Here is a 24,506-nt window from a genome sequence, read left to right on the forward strand (position 1 = left end):
ACATCCCCCACCGGAGAAAAAATACCGCTGGAGGTTTCTCTCACCTTACCGGGTTATAAAACGGAAAACGGAAGAGAAGCCAGAAATCTGCTGTTGAATTCGTTACCGGCTGGCCATGTTATTTTACCTCCCGGCGAGTTTGTTGTTCATCGTCGCTCACAGGTTGATTTTAAAGTCCGGAAACCCGGCGTTGAAACGATGGTGAAATCCCCAGGTTCAACCTGGAAGGGAGTCGTGACGCTATTGTTTGATGCTCAGGCGGACTAGGGAACGGGAAACCGAACGTTCTGTCGAAGATGGGTTATTCGGCGTATTGCGCGATAGCGCTGCTGAAGGATCCGTCTTCCTTTTCCCCCCACAAACTTGATAAACAGATCTTCTCTGCCAACCGCCTGCGTTTGAAGCCATCCCTCGGTACCGATACTAAGCTGCCATTTAATCGATTGCGCTCACACTTAAAAGCACAAACATTGCGACCTGAAGCAAATACTCGTTGAAAAATGCTGTTTTAGGCACTTTCTTTGGCAAAAACCGAGTTATTTGGTCAGGTTTAATTTATTGCATCATCCACAAGTGCTAGGCTTCGCGACCATAAATGTCATGTTGATGTCTATGAACAGATTGTTATGCGGATTTGTTGCTTAACAAACGTAGATTATCGCATTTGGGATCGCGATCACTGATACAGTGATGACATAAATGTATCTTTCCGCCCGCCGATAGTTACGGGCCACAACTACTTCAAAAACGCGCCCGGCCAGAATTTAGTTTCAGCAGTTAAGCCACACACATCGCGTTAACTGCGAATTTTTAAACATTGCACGAAACTTTCCTTTGGAGATGTAGATGGAAACCACTCAAACCGGCAGTATTGTCTCTGCTGAGAAAAAAGGCGCATGGCGCAAGACCGACACCATGTGGATGCTGGGCCTGTACGGTACAGCTATCGGTGCAGGCGTCCTGTTCCTGCCAATCAACGCCGGCGTTGGTGGCCTGATCCCGCTGTTCATCATGGCGATTCTGGCTTTCCCAATGACGTTCTTCGCACACCGCGGTATGACCCGCTTCGTGCTGTCCGGTAAAAACCCGGGCGAAGATATCACCGAAGTTGTAGAAGAGCACTTTGGTGTTGGTGCAGGTAAGCTCATCACCCTGCTGTACTTCTTTGCTATCTACCCGATCCTGCTGGTTTACAGCGTGGCTATCACCAACACCGTGGACAGCTTCATCACCCACCAGTTGGGCATGACTGCACCGCCGCGCGCTATCCTTTCTTTGATTCTGATTGTCGGCATGATGACTATCGTGCGCTTCGGCGAGCAGATGATCGTCAAAGCGATGAGCATCCTGGTGTTCCCATTTGTTGCGGCTCTGATGATTCTGGCGCTGTACCTGATTCCAAACTGGAGCGGTGCGGCGTTTGAAACCCTGTCCTTCAGCGCAAGCCCGGCAACCGGCAGCGGCCTGTGGATGACCCTGTGGCTGGCAATTCCGGTCATGGTGTTCTCCTTCAACCACTCCCCTATCATCTCCTCCTTCGCCGTGGCTAAACGCGAAGAGTACGGCGATGGCGCTGAGAAAAAATGCTCCAGCATCCTGGCTCGTGCACACATCATGATGGTGCTGACCGTCATGTTCTTCGTGTTCAGCTGCGTGCTGAGCCTGAGCCCTGCTGACCTGGCCGCGGCAAAAGCGCAGAACATTTCTATCCTGTCTTACCTGGCTAACCACTTTAATGCACCGGTTATCGCCTGGATGGCGCCAATCATTGCGATGATTGCCATCACCAAATCCTTCCTCGGCCACTACCTGGGTGCACGTGAAGGCTTTAACGGCATGGTCATTAAGTCTCTGCGCGGCAAAGGTAAGAGTATTGAAATCGGTAAACTGAACAAAATTACCGCGCTGTTTATGCTGGTGACGACCTGGGCAGTGGCGACGCTGAACCCAAGCATCCTCGGGATGATTGAAACCCTGGGCGGCCCGGTTATCGCGATGATTCTGTTCCTGATGCCGATGTATGCTATTCAGAAAGTACCGGCGATGCGTAAGTACAGCGGCCATATCAGCAACGTCTTTGTTGTGATTATGGGCCTGATCGCTATCTCCGCTATCTTCTACTCGCTGTTCAGCTAAGCAAGCTAAAGAGTCGCCCGCCAGGGCGACTCTCCTCCCCCAAGTCACTTACGCAGGGAAATCTTATGATTAGCGTATTCGACATTTTCAAAATCGGTATTGGCCCCTCCAGCTCACATACCGTCGGCCCGATGAAGGCCGGTAAACAATTTTCCGATGACCTGATTGAGCAAGGGATCCTGCGCGATGTCACTCGTGTAGTTGTGGATGTCTATGGCTCTCTGTCCCTGACAGGTAAAGGCCACCATACCGATATAGCCATTATTATGGGCCTGGCGGGTAACCTGCCGGATACCGTCGATATCGACGCTATTCCGCACTTCATCCAGGATGTAAACACCCACGGGCGCCTGATGCTGGCCAACGGTCAGCATGAAGTTGAATTCCCGGTGGACTGCTGCATGAACTTCCATGCCGACAACCTGGCGCTCCACGAGAATGGTATGCGCATCACCGCTCTGGCTGGCGACAACGTGCTGTATTCTCAGACCTATTACTCTATCGGCGGTGGCTTCATCGTTGATGAAGCCCATTTTGGTGCGCAGAGTGAAAACCCGGTCAGCGTGCCGTATCCGTATCAGAATGCTGCAGACCTGCAAAAACACTGCCGTGAAACGGGCTTATCGCTTTCCGGCCTGATGATGCAGAACGAACGAGCCCTGCATAGCCAGGAAGAGATCGACGCCCACTTTGCGGCGGTCTGGGAAGTCATGAGCAGCGGAATTGAACGCGGTATCACTACAGAAGGCGTGCTGCCGGGTAAAATGCGCGTTCCGCGCCGTGCTGCAGCCCTGCGTCGTATGCTGGTGACCACCGATAAAAACAACTCTGACCCGATGGCAGTTGTGGACTGGATCAATATGTTCGCGCTGGCGGTGAACGAAGAAAACGCAGCCGGTGGCCGTGTGGTCACCGCGCCAACAAACGGGGCCTGCGGTATTGTTCCGGCTGTGTTGGCTTATTACGACAAGTTCATTCGTCAGGTGAACGCTAACTCCTGCGCCCGCTATTTCCTGGCCGCCGGTGCTATCGGTTCTCTGTATAAAATGAACGCATCTATCTCCGGCGCGGAAGTAGGTTGTCAGGGAGAAGTCGGCGTAGCCTGTTCAATGGCTGCGGCAGGCCTTACTGAGCTGCTGGGCGGTAGCCCTACTCAGGTGTGTATCGCTGCGGAAATCGGCATGGAGCATAATCTGGGGCTGACGTGTGACCCGGTTGCAGGCCAGGTTCAGGTTCCGTGCATCGAGCGTAACGCCATTGCGGCAGTTAAAGCCGTGAATGCTGCACGTATGGCTATGCGCCGCACCAGCGAGCCTCGCGTCTGTCTGGATAAGGTTATCGAGACAATGTATGAAACGGGCAAGGACATGAACGCCAAGTATCGCGAAACCTCTCGCGGTGGCCTGGCGCTGAAAATTGTCGCCTGTGACTAAAAATTAAGGCTCCCGGCTGGGAGCCTTTCAGACGACTGACCAACTTCCGGTGAAAAAGAAAGATCCGCCGACTGGTTAAAGAATAGGAAAATCACTTCATTGATTTTCGGCTGATAACCACAAAGAGGGAAAAACCACGCTTTTTCCTCTTTGTCAGCAACCTTTAAGGCTCCCGCTTGGGAGCCTTTTTCTTAGAGCGCCGCTTTCAAACGCTTCACGGCTTCCACCAGTTGCTCATCCGTTGCCGTCGCGTAGGAGAAACGCAGCGTGCGTTTATCCGCATGATCGCTAAAGAAGAACTCTCCCGGCACGTACACCACGCCTTTCTCCAGCGTTTTTTGTAGCCAGGCCGTGGTATCAAAGTCGTAGCGGAAAGCGGCCCAAAGGAACATCCCACCCTGCGGCTGGTTAAAGGTAATGTGCTCGCCAAGCTCTTCTTCCAGCAGACGCGACAGCGTCAGGCACTTCTGCTTATAAGCCTCACGAATCAGCTCAATCTGCGGCTCAAGACGCCCCAGTTTCAGGTAAGCCGCCGCCAGCGCCTGTGTAAACGAGTTAGCGTGTAAATCAGTCGCCTGCTTAATGATGGCGACCTTTTGCTTCATCCACTCCGGGAGAATAATCCAGCCGACACGCAGCCCCGGAGCCAGAATTTTCGAGAACGTTGAGGTATAGACCACGTGATCTTCATGCCCTAACTCTGTGGCGACCTGAATCAGAGTCTTCTCGCGGCGATCGGTAAAGCTAATCGCCCCGTACGGATCGTCTTCAATAATCACAAAATCATGTTCGGCAGCCAGTTTCACCAGCTTTTCACGACGCTCAGCGCTCAGCGTTGTGCCGCTTGGGTTACCAAAGGTTGGCACCAGATAAACGCCTTTCACTCGCGTGGTTTTCAGCAAAGCTTCCAGCTCATCGACAATCATGCCGTGCTCGTCCCCACCTACGGATTCAACCTTCGCGGCGGTCAAACTGAGGATTTGCAGCGTGGCCAGGTAGGTCGGGCGCTCAACGACGAAAACGTCACCTTCGTCTGCCAGCGCACGAATCAGCAAATCCAACGCCTGCTGGGAACCAGAGGTGATGAGCAACTGGTCGCTGCGCGTAGTAATCCCGCGAGCCTTGCACAGCTCAACTAGCTGGTCCCGCAGCTCGGAATTGCCTTCGGTCAGGCCATACTGAAAAGCGTCGTTAAAGTTCTCTTCCAGCACTTTACGGGTCGCCAGCTCCAGCCCTTGTCTGTCAAACAGCTCACTGGAAGGAATGCCGCCAGCCAGTGAAATCACGCCGGGCATTTTGCTGTGCTTAAGAAGTTCGCGGATGGCCGAGGGTTGCAGGTTTTGAATGCGTTGCGCGAGGTGTTTAGTATTACTCATATTGATGTTCTCTATTTTTTTATGCGTTAGAAATATACATAGCCCGCTAACAACTACGCAATGGCTTTCCACCCGGCCCCGATAAGGTTTTGCGAGAGGCATTCCTGAATGCTGCGATGAGAATAGCTCATCATGGCGGGAAGTGTTAGGGTAGGCCCATCAGAGTGACGAGTTAATTTCTTATGGCTATTCATTTACTTATCGTCGATGCCCTGAACCTGATTCGCCGCATACATGCGGTGCAGGGTTCGCCCTGTGTCGATACATGTCTGCATGCGCTGGACCAGCTTATTGGCCACAGTCAGCCTACTCATGCGGTGGCAGTGTTTGATGACGAAGAACGTCGCGAAGGCTGGCGGCATCAGGTTCTGCCCGACTACAAAGCGGGCCGTTCGCCAATGCCAGACGACCTGCATGCCGAAATGCCGGCTCTGCGGGATGCTTTTACCCGTCGTGGCGTTCAGTGCTGGCATTCAAAAGGCAACGAGGCGGACGATCTTGCGGCTACGCTGGCGGTGAAAGTCGCCTCCGGCGGCCATCGGGCAACCATTGTGTCCACCGACAAAGGCTATTGCCAACTGCTGGCCCCAACGCTGCAAATTCGCGATTACTTCCAAAAACGCTGGCTGGATGCGCCCTTTATTGCTCAGGAATATGGCGTTCAGCCGGAACAACTGGGGGACTTCTGGGGGCTGGCGGGCATCAGCAGCAGCAAAATTCCCGGCGTGCCCGGTATTGGCCCGAAAAGCGCCACACAGCTCATTAACCAGTTTTCTGACCTGGAAACGCTCTATCAGCGGCTCGATGAAGTCCCGGAAAAATGGCGTAAGAAGCTGGAGCTGCACAGAGAAAGTGCGTTTATCAGCCGCCAGGTGGCAAGGCTTGAGACGGATTTACAGCTCGACGGGAACTTACAGCAGCTAAGGTTGCCTGGTGCATTGCCTTCTGCATAACGCAAAAGAACTCCCCTTGCCCGGATGAGCAAGGGGTTGGTCATTAACGCTCGTCGCGACGGCCACCCACGGCCGCCCACCAACGGCGGATGTGAACGGTCACTTCTTCACGATCGTGGTAAAGCTGGCGGGCTTTGATTTCCGCGTTAATGCCGTTGCTCTCGAGGATTTCGCGGATCTGCGCCAGGTTTTGCGACACCTCTTCGTAGCGCTTTTTCATCGGCAACTTGAGGTTAAAGATAGTCTCACGGCACCAGCCGTTTACCAGCCAGGTTGCCATTAAATGGGCTACTTTCGCCGGTTTTTCCACCATGTCGCAGACCATCCAGGAGATGTTGGTGCGGGTCGGGCGGTATTTGAAGCCATCTTCGCGCAGCCAGGTGACCTGTCCTGTGTCCATCAGGCTCTGCGCCATCGGGCCGTTATCGACGGACGAAACCCACATATTGCGTTTTACCAACTGATAGGTCCAGCCGCCCGGGCAGGCACCCAAATCCACGGCGTACATGCCGTTGGCCAGACGCTCGTCCCATTCATCGGCGGGAATAAAGACGTGAAACGCCTCTTCCAGCTTCAGCGTGGAGCGGCTTGGAGCATCCGCCGGGAACTTGAGGCGCGGGATGCCCATATAGAACGGCGAATTGTTGGTGGTGTAGGAGTAACCTGTGTAACAGCAGCCGGGGGCGATAAAGAACACATGCACAACCGGACGCTTCGGCGTTTCGTAGTTGGTCAGCACTCCGGCTTCGCGCAGGCTGGCACGCAGCGGCACGGTAAACTTACGACAGAACTTCATCAGCTCTTTGCTTTCGTTGGTGTCGGCCACTTCAACCCGCAGGTCGCCGCCCTTTTCCACCACGCCCTGCAGCATGCCGACAATAGGCGTGATGCGGTCTTCCGGCGGCAAATCCTTTAGCAGCTCGCCGGCAACAAACATCTGGCGGGCAAAAATCAGGTCGCTGAACGGCAGCTCGCGCGCCAGCTTTTCCGCCTCTTCCGGCTGATAGCATTCAAATATGACATAACCGCTGTGCTCTTTAACGCGGGCAAAGCCGTAGACACCGCGCTGACCCGCTTTGTCGGTTATCTCTGCCGCACACTCTTTCTCGAATCCCTGGCGGCAGTACAAAATCACTTTATTCATGGCTTACGCCCTTACGTTTCAGGCGCACAGCACCAATTAACATCAATATCCAACCGGCCAGGAAGCTGACGCCGCCCACCGGGGTAACAAACGCCCACAGCCGCAGGTGCGACAGGGCCAGGCAGTACAAACTGCCGCTAAACAATACGGTGCCTAACGCCATAAAGACGCTGCTCCAGTAGAACCAGATGCTGATGCGACGCTGCATTGCCACCGCAAGGCCAAAAATCGCGAGCGTGTGAAACGCCTGATACTCAAGCCCGGTCTGGATCCATCCCATCTCTGCAACACCCAGAGACTTGCTCAATACGTGCGCCCCAAAGGCGCCCAGGGCAACAAAAACAAAACCGCTGATGGCGGCAAAAATCAGCATGAATCGGCTGGTCATGGTGTAACCCTAAAGTAAGGCGTGGCCGCGCCACGCGAAGGTTGCTTATTGTTCGTAGCGAAAACGGAATTTTTCTTGCTCACTGGCCGCCTTTGCCAGGATCCACTGTCGAAACGCGGCTATTTTACCCAGTTCTGCCTGGCTGTCATGACAAACCAGATAAAAGGCGTTTTTACTTACCAGCACATCATTGAACGGGCATACCAGACGGCCCGCTTCGATTTCCGTTTGGGCCATGACGTTATTGGCCAGCGCAATCCCCTGCCCGTGAATCGCGGCCTGGAGTACCATTGCGCTGTGGCTGAAAATGGGCCCTTGCTGGACATTAATATGGCTCACGCCAAGCTGGCGGGTATAAGTCTGCCAGTCGCGGCGCGAAGCGTCATGCAATAAAGTGTGCCTGGCCAAATCTTCCGGCGTTTTAATCGGTTTGTCGCCGGTTAGTAGCATAGGCGAGCAAACCGGCAGCAAATACTCAGCATAAAGTTTTTCGACTCTTAGCCCCGGCCAGTTTCCCCGCCCATAGAATATCGCCACGTCCACGTCGTCAGACAGCTTGTCTTCCTGGCGGTCCACCGCCTGAATTCGCACGTCGATGCCCGGATAAGCTGAGTTAAAGCTTGTTAAGCGAGGCACCAGCCAGTGAATCGCAAAACTGGGCAATAAACTCACCGTCAGCGCGCCTTTTGCACTGCGCGCCTGCAGCTTGCGGGTGGCTTCCGTCAGCTGGGAAAAAATCTCTTTAATATCCTGATAATAACTCTGCCCCTCCTCCGTCAACAGCAACGATCGGTTACGGCGGCGGAACAGCTTCAGGCCAAGAAAATCCTCCAGGGACTTGATCTGGTGGCTTACCGCGGCCTGAGTAACGAACAGTTCCTCAGCCGCTTTAGTAAAACTCAAGTGACGAGCCGCAGCGTCAAAAACGCGCAGCGCATTCAGAGGGGGTAATCGCTTAGACATGGGGTTATTTGGCTTAAGTGTTAATAAGAGTTAACAAACAGATAGCGTTTGTTTACCTATTAGTTTTTTTTATCTGAGCCATTATAAATTGTCCGTTGAGGATGCACCAGCAAATACCTATAGTGGCGGCACTTCCTGAGTCGGAACGAAAAGTTGTCTGGAATGCGTGTTCTGGAGGGCTTTTGGCTTACGGTTGTGATGTTGTGTTGTTGTGTTTGCAATTGGTCTGACATTTCGGACCACGGTAGCTAAGCTACCCCTTTTCACTTCCTGTACATTTACCCTGTCTGTCCATAGTGATTAATGTAGCACCGCCGAATGCGGTGCTTTTTTTTGCCTGCAGTTTTACTTCTTCAGCTCAACCATCTCTTTCACGTCCGAACGGTTAATCTGCTGCATATTGCCGTTAGCATCTTTGTACTTGATCATTCCTGTTTCGTCATCGGTTTTTGGCTTACCTTCAGAGACAATCGCGCGTCCATCGTTGGTGTGCATGATGTAGTTCGGGCTGGAACAAGCTGCAAGTGCAAAGGTCATCATACAGGCAGAAACAATAGCGATAGATTTGTTCATTATTCTTCTCCTTGTGGATAGCGTTTAATGCTGTTTAAGTCTTTCCTACTAACATGCTTAAATATTAGTCCAACAATAATTAGCATAACCTGCTTCTCACATTCTGCCAGGAGAAACAGACAATTCCGAGAAAGACGGAAACCTTGTGCCAACGCCAGTTTTGCGCGACGATCTGTGCATTGAACTGAGGATCCCCATGACAGCATTTAACCCCGCTCATTTTCGCGCGCAATTCCCCGCGCTGTCAGATGCAGGCGTCTATCTCGACAGCGCGGCCACGGCGCTAAAACCCCAGGCCGTGATCGACGCTACCCAACAGTTTTACAGCCTGAGTGCCGGGAACGTTCACCGCAGCCAGTTTCCAGAAGCGCAGCGTCTGACGGCGCGTTACGAAGCGGCACGTGACCAGGTAGCACGTTTGATCAACGCCGAAAGCGGTAGATCCGTGGTCTGGACCCGGGGCACAACCGAAGCCATAAACCTGGTTGCGCAGTGCTATGCCCGCCCTCGCCTCAAAGACGGGGATGAAATCATTGTGAGTGAGGCAGAACATCACGCCAATTTTGTGCCGTGGCTGATGGTGGCTGAGCAAACCGGTGCGAAAGTGGTGAAACTGCCGCTGAATGACCAGGCTCTGCCCGATCTTAACCAGCTTCCTGCATTGCTGAATGACCGCACTCGTATCCTGGCGCTTGGGCAAATGTCTAACGTCACCGGGGGCTGCCCCGATCTGGCAAAAGCTATCAAGCTTGCCCACGAAGCAGGCGCCGTCGTGATGGTTGATGGCGCGCAGGGCATTGTTCACTGCCCGCCGGACGTCCAGGCGCTGGATATCGACTTTTACGCCTTTTCCGCCCATAAACTGTATGGCCCGACCGGCATCGGCGCGCTCTATGGCAAAGCAGATCTCCTTGAGCAGATGTCGCCGTGGCTCGGCGGCGGGAAAATGATTACCCATGTCTCATTCGACGGGTTTAAGACTCAGCCAGTGCCCTACCGCTTTGAAGCCGGGACGCCAAACGTCGCGGGCGTCATTGGCCTTAGCGCTGTGCTGGAATGGCTTGAAACTGTCGATTTACAGCAGGCGGAAAACTGGAGCCGTAGCCTGGCCACGCTCGCGGAGTCCGGGCTGGCAAAACGCCCCGGTTTCCGTAGCTTCCGCAGTCAGGACTCCAGCCTGCTGGCGTTTGACTTTGCGGGCGTTCACCATAGCGATATGGTCACGCTGCTGGCCGAATCAGGCATTGCGCTGCGGGCGGGCCAGCACTGCGCGCAGCCCTTGATGGCCGCATTAGGCGTTAGCGGAACGCTGCGCGCCTCTTTCGCCCCTTACAACACACAGCAGGATGTGCACGAACTGCTCGCCGCAGTCGATCGCGCCCTCGATATTCTGGTGGACTGAATGCAGGCTAATCATCCCTTTGGCACAGAAATTAACGCAGATATGCTGCGTACCACCTTCGAAGCGCAGCGGCAGTGGGAAGACAAATACCGCCAGCTGATTTTATTGGGTAAGAAGCTGCCGGCGCTGCCGGAGGCATTAAAAACCGAGAGTATTGAAATCAGCGGCTGCGAAAATCGCGTTTGGCTGGGCCACGAGCGCCTGCCGGACGGAACGCTGCACTTTTACGGTGACAGTGAAGGACGCATCGTTCGTGGCTTATTGGCGGTGCTGTTGACCGCGGTAGAGGGGAAAACCGCCAGGCAGCTATTGGAAAACGATCCGCTAAGTCTGTTTGACGATCTGGGGCTTCGCCATCAGCTAAGCGCTTCCCGCAGCAGCGGGCTTACGGCCCTTGCCGCGGCCGTTCAACAGGCCGCGCACGAGGGTTAATCAGGCGGAGGTTCTTGCCGCCTTCGCCATCATCTTCTTCAGCACATGAGACACCGCCACAAAACCAAAGCTGGCGGTTACCATGGTCGCCGCCCCAAAGCCCGAGGCACAGTCCATCCGTTTTGGGCCTTCGGCGGTGCTTTTCATCGCGCAAACTGAGCCGTCAGCCTGCGGATACACCAGCGCTTCAGTTGAAAATACGCAGTCTACGCCAAGCTTCCCTTTGCTGTTTTTCACCACGCCGAAATCACTTTTCAGGCGTTCACGCAGCTTCGCCGCCAGCGGATCCTGAATAGTTTTTGCCAGATCGCTAACCTGAATCTGCGTCGGATCGATTTGCCCACCGGCTCCCCCCGTGGTCACCATCGGGATCTTATAGCGGCGGCAATACGCGATCAGCGCCGCTTTTGGCCGCACGCTGTCAATGGCGTCGATAACATAGCTGAATCCCTGGCTAAGCAGCTCAGCAGCGTTGTCAGCGGTAATAAAGTCATCCACCACCGTAACCCGACATTCAGGATTGATCTCCTTGATGCGTGCGGCCATGACTTCCGTTTTGGCCTGGCCTACGCTGTCTTTCAGGGCATGGATTTGGCGGTTGGTGTTGGTGACGCAAACGTCATCCATGTCGATTAGCGTAATGGCCCCAATCCCGGTTCGCGCCAGCGCCTCTGCCGCCCACGAGCCCACCCCGCCGATGCCAATCACGCAAACGTGCGCTTCTGCAAAAAGCTGAAGCGCCGCCTGGCCATACAGACGAGCGGTGCCGCCAAAGCGTTGCAGCCAGGCATCAGAGAGAACAACAGACATCGGGGAAATCCTCAGAAATAAAAAACGGGCTGATTATACAGCCCGTAGATAAAGGTGGAAACGCTGCAGCATTAACCGTTAAAAACGCTGCCCGTGCCAGGGGCCGCTTTCAGCACCCAGACTCGCCCGTAATGGTTGTACCAACCCGCGCGGTGCCCGGCATCCGGGCCAATGCCCTGATAGATGTCGAAGTGCTGGCCTTTGATCGCGCCCCCAACGTCGAGCGCCACCATCACGCGCAGCTCGTACTGGCCGGTGAACTTCCCGTTATTGTCCAGTAGCGGGACTTCGGTCAGCAGCGTGGTGCCAGCAGGAATGATGGAGCGGTCAGACGCCACGGAGGCACGTCCAATCAAAGGTACCGCGCTCGCGCCTTTCACCGGCGCATAGCTTGCAGGCTTAAAGAAGACAAAAGAAGGATTCTGCTCAAGCAGCTCCCGTACTGCCGCTTCGCTATGGGTTTCACCCCAGTGGCGAATCGCCTGCATCGACATGTCTTCTTTCTTCACTTCACCGCGGTCGATCAACACCTTGCCGATGCTGCGATAAGCGTGGCCGTTTTTACCGGCATAGCCGAAGAAGGTCAAAGGCTGACCATCGCCAAAATCAATGTAGCCGCTGCCCTGCACATCCATGATGAAGTTATCCATCAGAGAGTTGCTGTAGGCCAGCACATAGCTGTCGCTCAACCCACCGGCGTAGATTTCCGCGCGGGACGGTAGACGCCCACGTTTTGGCGGCATGCGGTAAATAGGGTACTGGAATTCGCCCTGGCGAGTATGACGAGCCTGAATCACCGGGGTGTAGTAGCCGGTAAACTGCACGTTGCCGTAGTTGTCAGCCCCCTCCATCTGCCAGGCATCAAGGCCGAACTGCTTCAGCTGGCGGGTATCGCCGCCGGCCCGCAGCCACTGCTGCACGGCATTATAGATATCGCTGCCGTTATTATAGAGGCGGGGAGAAGCAGAACGAATCTGGTTAACCTGCTCGGCATAGTCGCCGCCGTTGATAGGCGCGCCAACCGCATCAGGCTGATTCACCAGTGAGAAAGGCTGGGAGAATTTCCCGTCTTTATATTGCTGACCGCGATCGGTCGGTTTTGATGAACAGGCGGCCAGCATCGCTAACATGGCCCCCGCCGCTGTGTACTTAATCCAACGTCCTTTCATTTACCTTTCGCCCTGCTCGTTGCCTCTGTATGCCTCGCCGAAGATAGCAAACGCGCCGCCAGAATTAAACGAGTTGCACACCCCTCACAGCAAAAACGTCTGTTTTATGGCCACTGTGCGGGTTAATTCAACAACCAAGGGGAAATTCAGGTATTTACTTGAAAAAAGGGTTGCATCAAAAAGCGAGCGGAGTATAGTGCGCATCCACGGACGCGGGGTGGAGCAGCTTGGTAGCTCGTCGGGCTCATAACCCGAAGGTCGTCGGTTCAAATCCGGCCCCCGCAACCAATTAAAAGTCGCTGATTTAACAGCGCAATGATGAAAAATCATTAAAAAGAGTAGTATGACGGACGCGGGGTGGAGCAGCCTGGTAGCTCGTCGGGCTCATAACCCGAAGGTCGTCGGTTCAAATCCGGCCCCCGCAACCAACATTGAGAACACCCTTACGGGTGTTTTTTTGTTTCTGCCGTTTGTAAAAAAATAAGGCAGGTTTATCTCCCGCCTTTATCAGCCATTTTAGCCTCGTCTTGCCAGCCTTGAGCTATCCGAGAAGTACGCCTTAATCCCCGCCAGAATTGACTCCGCAACTTCCTGCTGGAATTTGGCCGTACGCAGCTTGCGCTCTTCTTCAGGGTTACTCAGGAACGCTGTCTCCACCAGAATAGATGGAATATCCGGCGCTTTTAGCACCGCAAACCCGGCCTGATCGACGCTGTTTTTATGCAGCTTGTTCACTTTCCCCAGCCGGTTAAGCACCTCTTTCCCGAACTTCAGGCTGTCGTTAATGGTCAGCGACTGCACCATGTCGAACATCGTGTGGTCGAGATAGCGATCCCCACTTTTGCCCACGCCGCCAATTAAATCCGAGGCGTTCTGCGTTTGCGCGAGATATTTCGCCGCCGTACTGGTCGCCCCTTTGGTGGACAACGCAAAGACCGACGATCCGCGCGCGGCAGCGGTCGTAAATGCATCCGCATGAATAGAAACAAACAGGTCGGCTCGCTGTTTTTGCGCCTTGGCAACGCGCACTTTCAGCGGGATGAACACATCTTCATTACGCGTCATGTAGGCCTTCATATTGCCCTCTTTATCGAGCAGGGCCTTCAGCCTGCGCGCAATGCTGAGCACAATATCTTTTTCGCGGGTCTTGTTTGGGCCTATCGCACCGGGGTCTTCACCGCCGTGGCCTGGATCAAGCATGATGACAATCGGCCGGTCCCGCCCGGCTTTACCCGGCTTCGGCCCTTTTTCCACCGGCATTTTCTTGTCTAACTGGCCGTTGTTGTAATCTTCCAGTAATGCCAGCAGCGGATCTTGTTCGCTATTCATATTGGCGGGATAAAGATCCATCACCAGGCGCTCTTTAAATTCGGCGACCGGGGCCAGCGCAAACAAATGCGGGGTCACGTTTTGCTTCAATTCAAAAACCATGCGCACAGTCTTGGGATCGAACTGCCCCACGCGGGCGGATTTAATGAAGGGATCGTCGCCGCGAACCTGGCTGCCAATGCCTTTTAAAACTGAATTTAAATGCGCCCCTTCAATATCCACAACCACCCGCTCCGGGTTGCTGAGCGCAAACTGGCGGTACTTCAGCTGATGGTTAGATTCCAGCGTCACGCGGGTATAAGACGAGGCCGGCCAGACGCGCACGGCGATCACCTGGCTTGAGGCAGCAAAACCGACCTTGCTGACGCTCAACAACCACATGGCTCCGGCACCCTGAAGCAGACGGCGGCGACTCATTAACGAACTGGAATCTGGCATGGCTCCCCTGAGCGATAAAATCACTGAATAGACGAATTTATTTTTTGAGCCAAAAACTTTAGCGAAACACGCGGTTACTGTCATCTATAAAAGGGTAAACGTTCGGAAAAGGTCATCAAAAGTCAGGGGGAAGGAATTTTATCCTGGATGAAAATTGGCACTTGCACCAGACACCATAAAAGAATAAAAATACACAAATTACGAATAATCATGCAATGAGGGTGTGCCGTGGTAAAGGAACGCAGAACTGAACTGGTCCAGGGATTTCGCCATTCTGTTCCCTATATTAATGCCCACCGGGGAAAAACGTTTGTCATCATGCTCGGCGGCGAAGCCATTGAACATGAAAACTTTTCCAGCATCGTCAACGATATCGGCCTGCTTCACAGCCTGGGCATTCGCCTGGTCGTGGTGTACGGCGCACGCCCGCAGATTGACGAAAACCTGGCTGAGCACCACCATGAGCCGGTTTACCATAAACATACCCGAGTCACCGACGCAAAAACCCTCGAACTGGTAAAGCAGGCGGCAGGGCTACTTCAGCTCGACATCACCGCGCGGCTTTCCATGAGTCTGGGTAATACGCCGCTTCAGGGCGCCCATATCAACGTGGTCAGCGGTAATTTCATTATCGCGCAGCCTCTGGGCGTGGACGATGGCGTGGACTATTGCCATAGCGGTCGCGTCCGCCGGATCGATGAAGAAGCCATTCACCGCCAGCTGGACAGCGGCGCGATTGTGCTGATGGGGCCGGTTGCGGTCTCCGTCACGGGGGAAAGCTTCAACCTCACCTCCGAAGAAGTCGCCACCCAGCTAGCGGTTAAGTTGAAGGCAGAGAAAATGATTGGGTTCTGCTCCGCTCAGGGCGTGACCGACGACCAGGGAAACGTGATTTCCGAACTGTTCCCGAACGAGGCTCAGCAGCGCATTGAAGCCCTGGAAAACAGCGGCGACTATCATTCCGGCACAGTGCGCTTCCTGCGTGGAGCGGTGAAGGCCTGCCGCAGCGGCGTGCGCCGCAGCCACCTGCTCAGCTATCAGGAAGATGGTGCCCTGCTGCAGGAACTGTTCTCTCGCGATGGGATCGGCACGCAGATTGTGATGGAAAGCGCCGAGCAGATCCGCCGCGCTACCATCAACGATATCGGCGGTATTCTTGAGCTGATCCGCCCGCTGGAACAGCAAGGGATCCTGGTGCGCCGCTCCCGTGAGCAGCTGGAAATGGAGATCGACAAGTTCACGATTATTCAACGGGATAACCTGACCATCGCCTGCGCTGCGCTTTATCCGTTCCCGGAAGAAAGCATCGGCGAAATGGCCTGCGTCGCGGTGCACCCTGACTACCGTAGTTCGTCCCGGGGCGAAGAGTTGCTGAACCGCATAGCCAACCAGGCGCGGCAGATGGGGCTGAGTAAATTGTTCGTGCTGACCACCCGCAGCATCCACTGGTTCCAGGAGCGGGGCTTCCTGCCGGTGGACGTGGAGCTGCTGCCGGCGAGCAAAAAAGAGATGTACAACTATCAGCGCAAATCAAAAGTGCTGATGGCCGACCTGACCTGAAAAAAGGGAAGGCATAAAGTGTGCCTTCCCTTGTCTTTTATTCTCCAGAGAAAATCGCCATAAGCCCGCTGCGGCGCTCCGTACGCGTGGCTATCGCTTTATTCAACACGCGTTCATCGGCATACAGCGACAGCTGCTTACGGGCTCGCGTGATCGCGGTGTACACCAGCTCACGCGTCACCACCGGCACAAACTGATTCGGCAATACCAACGCGGCGTGGTCAAATTCAGAACCCTGAGATTTATGCACGGTCATGGCGAAGGCCGTATCGTGTACAGGCAGGCGGCTGGGCTGAACGGATTTTACTGAACCATCCGGCATTGAAAACCACACGCGAAGCCCTTCCTCACGCTGCAAAGCAATACCGATATCGCCGTTAAACAAGCCAAGCGAGCTATCATTGCGGGCAATCATCATCGGACGCCCGTCGTACCAGCGGGACAGCGCCTGCGAAGGCCGCTGAATCAAACGCGCCTGTACCAGCGCCTGCTCAATACGCTCATTCAGGCCGCTGACGCCGAAAGGTCCTTCACGTAAGGCACACAGCAGCTGATAACGGCCAAAGGCATCAATGATCTCCGCAGGCGCGGCTTTCTGACGCACCAGCTGCAAATACTCGCCGTAGCCGCTGACCACGTCGGCAATCATCGCCGTATAATCTTCCGGCTCCAGCAGCGGCTGCAGTGAGATGTCCGTAAACCCTTGTCCAAACGCAGCTTTCACCTGCCTGCTATCGCTGGCATTAACGGCAAAGGCCAGTTGACCGATGCCGGACTGACTGTCGAACCGATAGCTCTTACGCAGCAGGCAAAGCCCGTCACGCAGCGCGCTCGCCCGGGTACTCTCCCCCACGGGTACCTCACAGCCCGTGAGCCGTTTTAATTGCTCCGCACGCTCAGCCGAATACCCGTCGTTCACGTAATGGCAGATATCGCCCAGCACCGCCCCCGCCTCTACGGAAGCCAGTTGATCTCTGTCTCCGAGGAAGATGACGCGGGCCTGCTCCGGTAAAGCATCAATCAGCCGGGACATCATCGGCAGATCCACCATTGACGCCTCATCCACCACCAGCACATCCAGGTGCAGAGGATTCCCGGCATGGTGGCGCAACCGCTGGCTGTTCGGCTGCGCGCCTAAAAGCCGGTGCAGCGTCGAAGCCTCTTCAGGCAGGCGCTTTTTCTGCTCATCGCTGAGCGGCAGCTGGCGCAGCGCACTTCCCAACGATTCCGTCAGGCGTGCGGCCGCCTTGCCCGTAGGCGCCGCAAGCTGAATGCGCACGGGCTGGCCATCGGAAAGCTGAACCAGCGCGCCCAACAGCTTTGCCACCGTTGTGGTTTTACCTGTTCCCGGCCCGCCGGAAATAACTGAAATACGTCGGGTCAATGCCACCGCCGCGGCCACTTTCTGCCAGTCCGTCTGTGGGCTGTGACCAAACAGCGCGTCGAGGATTTCGCGAAGCCGGGCCTCATCCACCGCAACAGGCTGGTTATGTTCACCGAAGAAGGCCGCCACCCGATGCTCGTTGCTCCACATACGGTTGAGGTAAAGGCGGTTATCAATGAGTTTCAGCGGCGTGGGTTCGTCGCCCGAACTGACCGAATGGGAAGCCAGTAATGCGCTGTGCCAGCCCGAAGAAGGCTCCGCCTCGGTAAAAAGCTGAGCCACAAGTTCAGGATGTTTGCCAGCGAAGGCATATTCGGGCCTGATGCGCTCCAGCGGCAGGCAGACATGCCCCTCGCCTGATTCTCGGCTCAACAGCGCTGCGGCCAGCATAACGGCGGGCTGCTCATCGTTAGCCACCATCATGGCAAACTGTGAATCCAGCGGCCTGAGAGCTTTCAGCACCACCGCCTGGTTGAGTAGCTGAGACATACTCACTGTGGGATCTCCTCTGCTGCCCCGGCGAACAGCGCATCCATAGCTTTAACCAGTCTGACGTCCGGTCGCGTAGAAAAAATACCCTGCTCGGGCTTACCCTGCTCCACGCCTCGCAGGAACAAATAGATAACCCCACCAAAGTGCTGCTGGTAGTTATACCCGGCCATACGGTGGCGCAGGTAGCGATGCAGCGCCAGCGTGTAGAGCTGGTACTGCAAGTCGTAGCGGTGAGACTGCATCGCCTTCGCCATCGCCTCCTGGGTGTAGGCGCTGCTGTCTTCACCCAGCCAGTTAGATTTATAGTCCAGCAGGTAGTAACGCCCCTGCCAGCGGAACACCAGGTCGATAAAACCTTTCAGCATTCCCTTCACCTGACGGAAGTCCAAAGGCGGGCAGCCAGCAGACAGCGGGTCGTAATGACGAACCAGACCGTCTAACGCCGGCGCCTGTAGCTCATTGTCGATAGGTAAATAAAATTCCAGCTCCACCTGTCTCTCCTTCGCAGAAAGCAGGTTCAGGGCAACGCCGGTGTCATTGAGCGGCGCAGCAAGCACCTCTTCCAGCCAGCGGCTCACCACCGGCTCCCACTCGCCGCTAAACCCATTGGCAAGCAGGTGTTTTTCTGTCTCTTCAGGCTGTACTGGCTGTGTAAAATCAACCTCTTCGAAAAGGCTGTGTAAGAAAGTACCCGGTGAAGCCCCGCGCGGGAAAGTATGCGGCGTAAGTAACGGCTCACTTTGCTCCGGGGCTTCCCCAACGGCGTCAACGTCCAGGCGTGGCACGAAATCCAGAACCCGACTGCTGCCGTGCTGCTGCAGACCAGAATAACTGGTCACGCGCCAGTTATCGGTGATTCGACGCTTGAGCTGGCGGGCGGCAAGCTCGGGCAAAGCATCGGGCCGCGGCTGCCACGGAGTATCGTCCCCGGAAGAGAGTGTTTCAACGTCGATGGCTTCGCTTTTCAGATCATCAAGCGCCTGGCGCAGTCCCTCTGCATCGAGCGCTTCCCCTTTTTGCAGCAAATAGCCCAGCGCACTGAGGTGCAGGTCGCTGTTGCCTTTTTTGGCTCTCGAACCGCGGAACAACGGCGCAACGCCCAAGCTGCAGTGCCAGACGGAGCGGGTCAATGCCACATAGAGCAGACGCAAGTCTTCCGCCAGACGTTCTTCTTCGGCCAGCCCCAGGCTTTCCGCATCGTTGCTCAAATCCAGAAGTGAGGTAAAGGTGGTTCGGTCGTGATAAAGGCCGCTGCTCTGTGGGCGATAGTTGGCCACGAACGGCAGCCAGACCAACGGATACTCCAGCCCTTTGGATTTGTGGATGGTCACCACCTGCACCAAATGTTTATCACTTTCGAGCCTCAACTGCTGACTGGAAGCGTTGCTGTCCGGCTCGGCAATCCTCTGCGCCAGCCAGCGCACCAGCGCATGCTCGCTCTCCATTTCTGCTGAGGCTTCCTGTAACAGTTCGCTGATGTGCAAAATATCGGTCAGCCTGCGCTCTCCGCCAGGCGTGGCCAGCAGGTTTTCAGCTATATTTCTCGCCCCGATTAAGGCTCTTAACATGGGCATCACGCCCCGCTTAAGCCACTGCTCGCGGTAGCCAAAGAATTCGTCAACCAGATGATCCCAGGCCAGTTCGTCGTTGTTCAGAGACTCGATAGCATGGGCATCCAGCCCTAACATGGCTGTCGCAATCGCGCTGCGCATGGCCGTCTCAATTTCAGGCGTCAGTACGGCCTGTAGCACCCACAGCAGCTCACGTGCCTCAACGGTAGCAAACACCGAATCGCGGTTAGAGAGATACACCGAAGGAATATTCAGCGCGCCCAGCGCATCACGTACGATGGCCGCTTCTCCGCGGCTACGAACCAGAATCGTCATATCCGATGCCCTGAGCGGCCGGGCGTCATCCCCCAACCAAAGCAGCGCATCCCCCCGTTGCCCGGCGGTGAGCCAGTCTCGAACTTGCCGTGCACACTGCGATGCCATCGCTTGTTGGTAATCACTTACACCGACGCCATCCCCCGGCTGGAGCCACATTTTCACCGCCGACTGGCTTTCACCCTGGACCGTAAACCGTAGCCCACCGTTGCGGGGCGCTGATTTAACCGGCAGGAACGGGATCTGCCGGAATAAGAACGGATTCTCAACCTGCTGGAACAGCGTGTTTACGCCGTGGATCATTGAGGGAGACGAGCGCCAGTTAGTGTCCAGTGTGTAGTGGGCACTAACTTCCTGACGAGCCCTCATATAGGTAAAAATATCGGCGCCGCGGAAAGCGTAAATAGCCTGCTTAGGGTCACCAATCAGCAACAGCGCGGTGCCCTGCTGCTTGATATACAGGCGGCGGAAGATACGGTACTGCTGCGGGTCGGTATCCTGGAACTCATCGATCATCGCCACCGGGAAACGGCTGCGGATCGCCGTCGCTAAGGCGTCGCCGCCGGGCTGATGCAGAGATTCATCGAGCCGACTCAGCATATCGTCAAAGCCCAGTTCGCCGCGGCGGCGCTTCTCTTGTTGAACAATATAGCGAATTTCCGCCATGGCTCTGGCAATCACCAGGTCACGCAGCGTTAGCGGCTCTGCAAGCAATGCGTCGATGGCGGTGAACAGGCTGTGCCGGGGCACTTCGCCTTTTTTGGTTTTCTCTTCAAGCGTGCTTTGCGCAAACTTCGCCAACGCCTCAGGGAGCTGATAACTGGTGGTTTCCAGCTGCGCCCACTGGCCAACAATTTCCAGCCAGTTTGGCAAATGTTTACTGCTGTAGCTGCGTTTATCCACGCCAGAATCGCTAATCAGGCTTACCAGCTCACCCGCGGCTGCTCTCCACTGAGCTTTGACCTCGTCGATAGCGGAGATTATTTTTTCATGGCGAGCCAGCAGCGTTTCGTCATCCGCCGGGGGCTGTTTCAGCTGGGGTTGTTCCCCCTGAAGCCAGCTATTGATGTCTTTTAAAAGCGCTTCCGGGCCAGACCACTCTTCACTCATCGCTTGAGCGACTGGTTTTGGCAACGGGTAGCAGTGACGCCGCCAGAAGTCAGCACACGCGTGGCGGCGCAGCACGGATTCATCCTCAAGGAGCTGTTGCTCGAACAGCATTCCGGACTCAAAAGCATTGAGGCTGAGCATTCGCTGGCAAAAGCCGTGGATCGTGAAGATAGCGGCCTCATCCATCTGCTGTTCGGCTAACAGCAAGGTACGGGCAGCAAGCTGCTTGTCCGCTATCTGGGCAAGCAGGTTTTGCAGAAGTGGGTTTTTGGTGCGGTTACGAATACAGGCGATGCGCAATTCGTGGATATTTGCCCGAATACGACCACGCAGTTCTTCGGTGGCCGCTTCGGTGAAGGTCACCACCAGCAGTTCTTCAACACCTAGCGGGCGGGGGAAAGCATTCTCTCCCCCTAAGCCCAATAACAACCGCAAATAAAGCGCGGCAATGGTAAAGGTCTTACCGGTCCCCGCGGAAGCTTCTATCAACCGTTCGCCGAACAGCGGCAAACTTAAAGGATCAAGGGGCTGCGCGGTTACATCGGTCATTATTTCTCGCTTACTAGTGGTAACGTCTGCTGCAGACTGCGTGCCCCCTCCCAGGTTTTCCACCCTTTTGGAGCCGCATACTCTGCTTTGCCGTTATGGCTGCCGGAAATCTGTGACAGCACCGCCATCCCCTGGGGAGCTATCACCGCCTGATGGAAGAAATCAGCCAGCTTCTGTGGCGTTAATTTCTTAATTTCAGCTATCACTTTATCACGGGAATCAAACGCCATGTTTCGGCGATCGAAATCTTTGCTAAGCTGCGCCGCCTCTTCCGCAAGCGTTTGAGGCGCCTGCTGCATCTGGGCAATCATCCCCTGCTGGATTTGGGCAAATTCGGCGTCGCTCATGCCGCGCAGTTTTTTCTCGATAACCGGGTAAAACGCTTTAAACCGCTCGTACAGGTAAGCAGGCTGCTTATCACTGCTTTGCAGCAGGAAGCCCACGCCCCACTGGCGACCAATAGACATAGGGAAAGCAAACACCGCATAGCCAAGCTGCTCTTGTGTCCGCAACTGATTATAGAACCAGGGCTGAACGATTTGACCCAGCATTGAACCGTAAGCCGTGCTGGTGGCTTCGCTATAGCCTTTTGGTACATAAACTGCCGCCAGCGCTGAGTCGGTGCTGCTTCCGGCCTTTTCAAACATCGCCAGATGCCGCTTATTGATCAGCACATCGTCATTGCGGCACCATTCGCTGCCCTTCGGCGCCAACTGCGTTTTGACGTTTTCCGTCAATTGTTTGGTCTGCTCCGGAGACATATTACCAATGACCATAAACTCAGGTCGGGAATTGGTTTTCAGCCGTTCACGGTAATCCAGCACGTCCTTAAGCGTCAGCTCCGGCAGCAGCGCCCGGCGGGTACTACGCTCATAATAAGGCACCTGCGAAACCATCTGCACCGGCGCAATCGCCTGCTCAAAGGCTTTACCTTTTTCCGCCGAGTCCATCATCTGCGCATACCAGGACTTAGCCTGATCCAGCTGTTCCTGCGTTGGGGTATAGCTGAAATAGCCCTTCAACAGCGCTTCGAACAGCTGCGGCAGCCGCTGCGTATAGCCGTTGGCGTTAATCATCAGCCCGCTATTCGCGTTAGATGAGAAACTGATGCCGCCAACCGATGCCTGATTGCTGAGTTCATCCAGCGCAATGCCCGCAAGGTAATCATTGATGGCAAACAGCACCTGATTCTTCGCACTGTTCATCACCTGTGGATTACGCAGCACAAGCGTCACGTCCGCTTTTGGCTCGTTGCCAAAATAGCGGCTCGGCATATATACCACGCGCAGATCCGGTTCGTGGATCAGCAGCTCAGGATGCTGGTACTCCTTCTGCGGTTTATAAAGCGTGAAGTCATCGGGAATGTAAGGGTTCAACTGAGGCAGCTCAAGCTTGATGGCATCTGCCTTCTGCTGCCAGTCGGCAAAAGTCTGCGCAGGGATTTTGTCAACTTCGTAAGGCGCATCAACGAAATAGGCCGTTTTATTGTGCGGCTCCTGCGGGCTGATGTACCACACACGGGCATTCTGCGGCGTCATCATATCCAGACGTGCTTTAATCGCATTAGGATCGTACTGGTCAGCAATGTTCGCGGAATCCAGCGTATGGCTGACCGGAACGCGCAGCATGGTATCCGCCAGCCATTCGATGTAGTCCATATCACGGGTGATGGACGGGTAACGGAAGTCGAGATCCAGCACGTGTGCAAGCTCGTCAAAGTAACGTTTATCGATACCTTTGGCGCGCAACTGATCGAGATAGCTGAATATCGCCGCAACCACCTGGTCACGATTGGCCAGGCCTTTATCCGTCAGGGAGACGGAGATGGCGAAAACACCGCTGTTACCGGCCACCATCGGGTCAGAATCCGCGCGAATGCTCTCCGCAAGCCCCTGCTTTTGCAGCCAATCCGACAGCGTATCGTGACTGCGGTTACCGATCAGGTACCCAATCAGCTCATCGGTTTTGCTGCGGAATTTATCGCTATTGTTATCAATGCGAAACTCAACGCGAACCACCTTGCGCGGCATGACCGGCACATAGTGGATGAAGATCCCTTTTTGCGCGTCAGTCACCACCGGTACATCGATAACCGGCTTTTCGATATTTTTGTCAGGAACGCGGCCGTAAGTTTCAGCGGCAATCTTCGCCAGTTCAGGCAAAGGCTTGTTGCTGTAGATAACGGCTTTCATCAGGTTTGCCGAGTAGTACTTATTTCTGAATGCCACCAGCGCGTCGAGCAACTTGCTGCCGGGTTTGTCACGCAGGGTTTCAAGGTTGCCGCCGGAGAAACGCGCCGCCGGGTGTAAAGGGTTGATGGTTTCGGCGCTAACCTGTGCCATGCGCATCCCGTCACGCGCACGGGCCATCGTCAACTCGGCGTTTACCGCGTTACGTTCACGCTCGGCATATTGTGCCGCGAGGTTAGGTTCAGCAATGGCGTCGGCCAGGCGGTCTACGGCACCGTCGAGCGCATCGTTTTCTACTTCAAGATAAAATGCGGTTCGATAGGTGGCGGTACTGGCATTGTGGCTGCCGCCATGTTTTTTGAGGAATTCAGACAGGCTATCCGGGTCCGGATATTTTTTAGACCCCATCAGCGTCATATGTTCCAGAAAATGGGCAAGCCCAAGGTGAGCATCTGGATCTTCCAGTGAGCCAACCGGCACCACCAGCGCTGACAGCGACTTCACCGCCTGCGGATCGGAAACCAGCAGCACGGTCATACCGTTATCTAAACGAATAGCCTGATACTGACGAGGATCTTTTTCACTTTTACGGATGGTGTCCTGAATCGGTTGCCATCCGTTATCTGCCTGACTGCAGGGTGCCCAAAGAGCAACGAACAAGAAAAGCGCGGTAAACCAGGTGCTGCATTTAGGCATTCACAAACCTCGTCTTCACTAACTTACTCATCATTAACAACTTTTCGAAGCTATCCGTCGAACGCCGTTGTTATACTTCGCCAGCCCTGAGCAA

The 24,506-nt window shown here is 55.1% G+C and carries 17 protein-coding genes, 2 tRNA genes and 1 pseudogene; 9 read left to right on the top strand and 11 right to left on the bottom strand.

Annotation, left to right across the window (positions count from 1 at the left end):
- From F3J26_RS22620 to F3J26_RS21590, 3 genes and pseudogenes are all read left to right on the top strand, one after another.
- Positions 1-267: pseudogene (locus tag F3J26_RS22620) on the top strand (hypothetical protein); the annotation flags it as partial.
- Between the two features lie 579 nt (positions 268-846).
- Positions 847-2,136: a serine/threonine transporter gene (locus F3J26_RS21585; RefSeq protein WP_166995908.1), complete on the top strand. Its 1,290-nt coding sequence runs from the start codon at positions 847-849 to the stop codon at positions 2,134-2,136.
- A gap of 65 nt (positions 2,137-2,201) precedes the next feature.
- Complete coding sequence (locus tag F3J26_RS21590) at positions 2,202-3,569, top strand: L-serine ammonia-lyase (RefSeq protein WP_166995909.1); 1,368 nt, start codon at positions 2,202-2,204, stop codon at positions 3,567-3,569.
- 191 nt (positions 3,570-3,760) lie between these two features.
- Here F3J26_RS21590 and F3J26_RS21595 read toward each other — a convergent pair whose 3' ends face one another.
- The gene (locus F3J26_RS21595) at positions 3,761-4,945 is read right to left on the bottom strand and encodes an aminotransferase class I/II-fold pyridoxal phosphate-dependent enzyme (protein WP_166995910.1); all 1,185 of its coding nucleotides are present in this window, start codon (positions 4,943-4,945) and stop codon (positions 3,761-3,763) included.
- Positions 4,946-5,127: 182 nt separating this feature from the next.
- On the opposite strand from F3J26_RS21595, the gene xni reads away from it, so the two are divergent.
- Positions 5,128-5,898: a flap endonuclease Xni gene (gene xni, locus F3J26_RS21600; protein WP_008458422.1), complete on the top strand. Its 771-nt coding sequence runs from the start codon at positions 5,128-5,130 to the stop codon at positions 5,896-5,898.
- A gap of 43 nt (positions 5,899-5,941) precedes the next feature.
- Here the strand turns inward: xni and rlmM are convergent, their stop codons facing one another.
- The 4 genes from rlmM to F3J26_RS21620 form a co-directional block, all read right to left on the bottom strand.
- A complete protein-coding gene (rlmM, locus tag F3J26_RS21605; protein ID WP_008458424.1) occupies positions 5,942-7,042 on the bottom strand; it encodes a 23S rRNA (cytidine(2498)-2'-O)-methyltransferase RlmM in 1,101 nt (366 codons plus the stop codon).
- Positions 7,035-7,430, bottom strand: coding sequence for a DUF423 domain-containing protein (locus tag F3J26_RS21610; protein WP_008458426.1), 396 nt, complete (start codon positions 7,428-7,430; stop codon positions 7,035-7,037). Before F3J26_RS21610 ends, rlmM begins: the two co-directional genes overlap by 8 nt.
- A gap of 45 nt (positions 7,431-7,475) precedes the next feature.
- On the bottom strand, positions 7,476-8,393 hold the full coding sequence (gcvA, locus tag F3J26_RS21615) for a glycine cleavage system transcriptional regulator GcvA (protein WP_008458428.1): 918 nt from the start codon (positions 8,391-8,393) through the stop codon (positions 7,476-7,478).
- Positions 8,394-8,738: 345 nt separating this feature from the next.
- Entirely contained in the window at positions 8,739-8,966 is a 228-nt protein-coding gene (locus tag F3J26_RS21620; RefSeq protein ID WP_008458430.1) for a YgdI/YgdR family lipoprotein, read from the bottom strand.
- A gap of 196 nt (positions 8,967-9,162) precedes the next feature.
- Between F3J26_RS21620 and csdA the strand changes: the two genes are divergently transcribed.
- On the top strand, positions 9,163-10,368 hold the full coding sequence (gene csdA / locus F3J26_RS21625; protein WP_166995911.1) for a cysteine desulfurase CsdA: 1,206 nt from the start codon (positions 9,163-9,165) through the stop codon (positions 10,366-10,368).
- A complete protein-coding gene (gene csdE / locus F3J26_RS21630; protein ID WP_166878328.1) occupies positions 10,369-10,800 on the top strand; it encodes a cysteine desulfurase sulfur acceptor subunit CsdE in 432 nt (143 codons plus the stop codon). It abuts the gene before it with no gap.
- Here the strand turns inward: csdE and tcdA are convergent, their stop codons facing one another.
- Positions 10,801-11,610, bottom strand: a complete 810-nt coding sequence (tcdA, locus tag F3J26_RS21635; protein ID WP_166995912.1) for a tRNA cyclic N6-threonylcarbamoyladenosine(37) synthase TcdA — start codon at positions 11,608-11,610, stop codon at positions 10,801-10,803.
- Positions 11,611-11,681: 71 nt separating this feature from the next.
- A complete protein-coding gene (gene mltA / locus F3J26_RS21640; RefSeq protein ID WP_008458439.1) occupies positions 11,682-12,779 on the bottom strand; it encodes a murein transglycosylase A in 1,098 nt (365 codons plus the stop codon).
- A gap of 211 nt (positions 12,780-12,990) precedes the next feature.
- Between mltA and F3J26_RS21645 the strand changes: the two genes are divergently transcribed.
- Together F3J26_RS21645 and F3J26_RS21650 are read left to right on the top strand one after the other, a co-directional pair.
- Positions 12,991-13,067 (top strand) — tRNA-Met (locus F3J26_RS21645).
- Between the two features lie 63 nt (positions 13,068-13,130).
- Positions 13,131-13,207 (top strand) — tRNA-Met (locus F3J26_RS21650).
- Between the two features lie 88 nt (positions 13,208-13,295).
- Here F3J26_RS21650 and amiC read toward each other — a convergent pair.
- Positions 13,296-14,546 (bottom strand): N-acetylmuramoyl-L-alanine amidase AmiC, encoded by a 1,251-nt coding sequence (gene amiC, locus F3J26_RS21655; RefSeq protein WP_166995913.1) that lies wholly within the window; start codon positions 14,544-14,546, stop codon positions 13,296-13,298.
- Positions 14,547-14,774: 228 nt separating this feature from the next.
- On the opposite strand from amiC, the gene argA reads away from it, so the two are divergent.
- A complete protein-coding gene (argA, locus tag F3J26_RS21660) occupies positions 14,775-16,106 on the top strand; it encodes an amino-acid N-acetyltransferase (protein ID WP_166995914.1) in 1,332 nt (443 codons plus the stop codon).
- A gap of 37 nt (positions 16,107-16,143) precedes the next feature.
- On the opposite strand, the gene recD is transcribed toward argA, so the two are convergent.
- Genes recD through ptrA form a run of 3 tightly spaced genes read right to left on the bottom strand, consistent with a single transcriptional unit; the run spans position 16,144 to position 24,412 of the window.
- Entirely contained in the window at positions 16,144-17,985 is a 1,842-nt protein-coding gene (recD, locus tag F3J26_RS21665) for an exodeoxyribonuclease V subunit alpha (protein ID WP_166995915.1), read from the bottom strand.
- A complete protein-coding gene (gene recB, locus F3J26_RS21670; RefSeq protein ID WP_166995917.1) occupies positions 17,982-21,527 on the bottom strand; it encodes an exodeoxyribonuclease V subunit beta in 3,546 nt (1,181 codons plus the stop codon). Before recB ends, recD begins: the two co-directional genes overlap by 4 nt.
- The gene (gene ptrA / locus F3J26_RS21675; RefSeq protein WP_166995919.1) at positions 21,527-24,412 is read right to left on the bottom strand and encodes a pitrilysin; all 2,886 of its coding nucleotides are present in this window, start codon (positions 24,410-24,412) and stop codon (positions 21,527-21,529) included. The genes recB and ptrA overlap by 1 nt, the downstream gene beginning before the upstream one ends.
- Positions 24,413-24,506: the final 94 nt, after the last annotated feature.

This window comes from Enterobacter sp. Ap-867 (assembly GCF_011752855.1).
GTDB lineage: Bacteria > Pseudomonadota > Gammaproteobacteria > Enterobacterales > Enterobacteriaceae > Cedecea.

What these genes read in the sequence shown, in the direction of transcription:
- F3J26_RS21585 (WP_166995908.1), top strand. Translation starts at nt 847, where the DNA reads ATGGAAACCACTCAAACCGGCAGTATTGTCTCTGCTGAGAAAAAAGGC.
- F3J26_RS21590 (WP_166995909.1), top strand. Translation starts at nt 2,202, where the DNA reads ATGATTAGCGTATTCGACATTTTCAAAATCGGTATTGGCCCCTCCAGC.
- F3J26_RS21595 (WP_166995910.1), bottom strand. Translation starts at nt 4,945, where the DNA reads ATGAGTAATACTAAACACCTCGCGCAACGCATTCAAAACCTGCAACCC.
- xni (WP_008458422.1), top strand. Translation starts at nt 5,128, where the DNA reads ATGGCTATTCATTTACTTATCGTCGATGCCCTGAACCTGATTCGCCGC.
- rlmM (WP_008458424.1), bottom strand. Translation starts at nt 7,042, where the DNA reads ATGAATAAAGTGATTTTGTACTGCCGCCAGGGATTCGAGAAAGAGTGT.
- F3J26_RS21610 (WP_008458426.1), bottom strand. Translation starts at nt 7,430, where the DNA reads ATGACCAGCCGATTCATGCTGATTTTTGCCGCCATCAGCGGTTTTGTT.
- gcvA (WP_008458428.1), bottom strand. Translation starts at nt 8,393, where the DNA reads ATGTCTAAGCGATTACCCCCTCTGAATGCGCTGCGCGTTTTTGACGCT.
- F3J26_RS21620 (WP_008458430.1), bottom strand. Translation starts at nt 8,966, where the DNA reads ATGAACAAATCTATCGCTATTGTTTCTGCCTGTATGATGACCTTTGCA.
- csdA (WP_166995911.1), top strand. Translation starts at nt 9,163, where the DNA reads ATGACAGCATTTAACCCCGCTCATTTTCGCGCGCAATTCCCCGCGCTG.
- csdE (WP_166878328.1), top strand. Translation starts at nt 10,369, where the DNA reads ATGCAGGCTAATCATCCCTTTGGCACAGAAATTAACGCAGATATGCTG.
- tcdA (WP_166995912.1), bottom strand. Translation starts at nt 11,610, where the DNA reads ATGTCTGTTGTTCTCTCTGATGCCTGGCTGCAACGCTTTGGCGGCACC.
- mltA (WP_008458439.1), bottom strand. Translation starts at nt 12,779, where the DNA reads ATGAAAGGACGTTGGATTAAGTACACAGCGGCGGGGGCCATGTTAGCG.
- amiC (WP_166995913.1), bottom strand. Translation starts at nt 14,546, where the DNA reads ATGCCAGATTCCAGTTCGTTAATGAGTCGCCGCCGTCTGCTTCAGGGT.
- recB (WP_166995917.1), bottom strand. Translation starts at nt 21,527, where the DNA reads ATGACCGATGTAACCGCGCAGCCCCTTGATCCTTTAAGTTTGCCGCTG.
- ptrA (WP_166995919.1), bottom strand. Translation starts at nt 24,412, where the DNA reads ATGCCTAAATGCAGCACCTGGTTTACCGCGCTTTTCTTGTTCGTTGCT.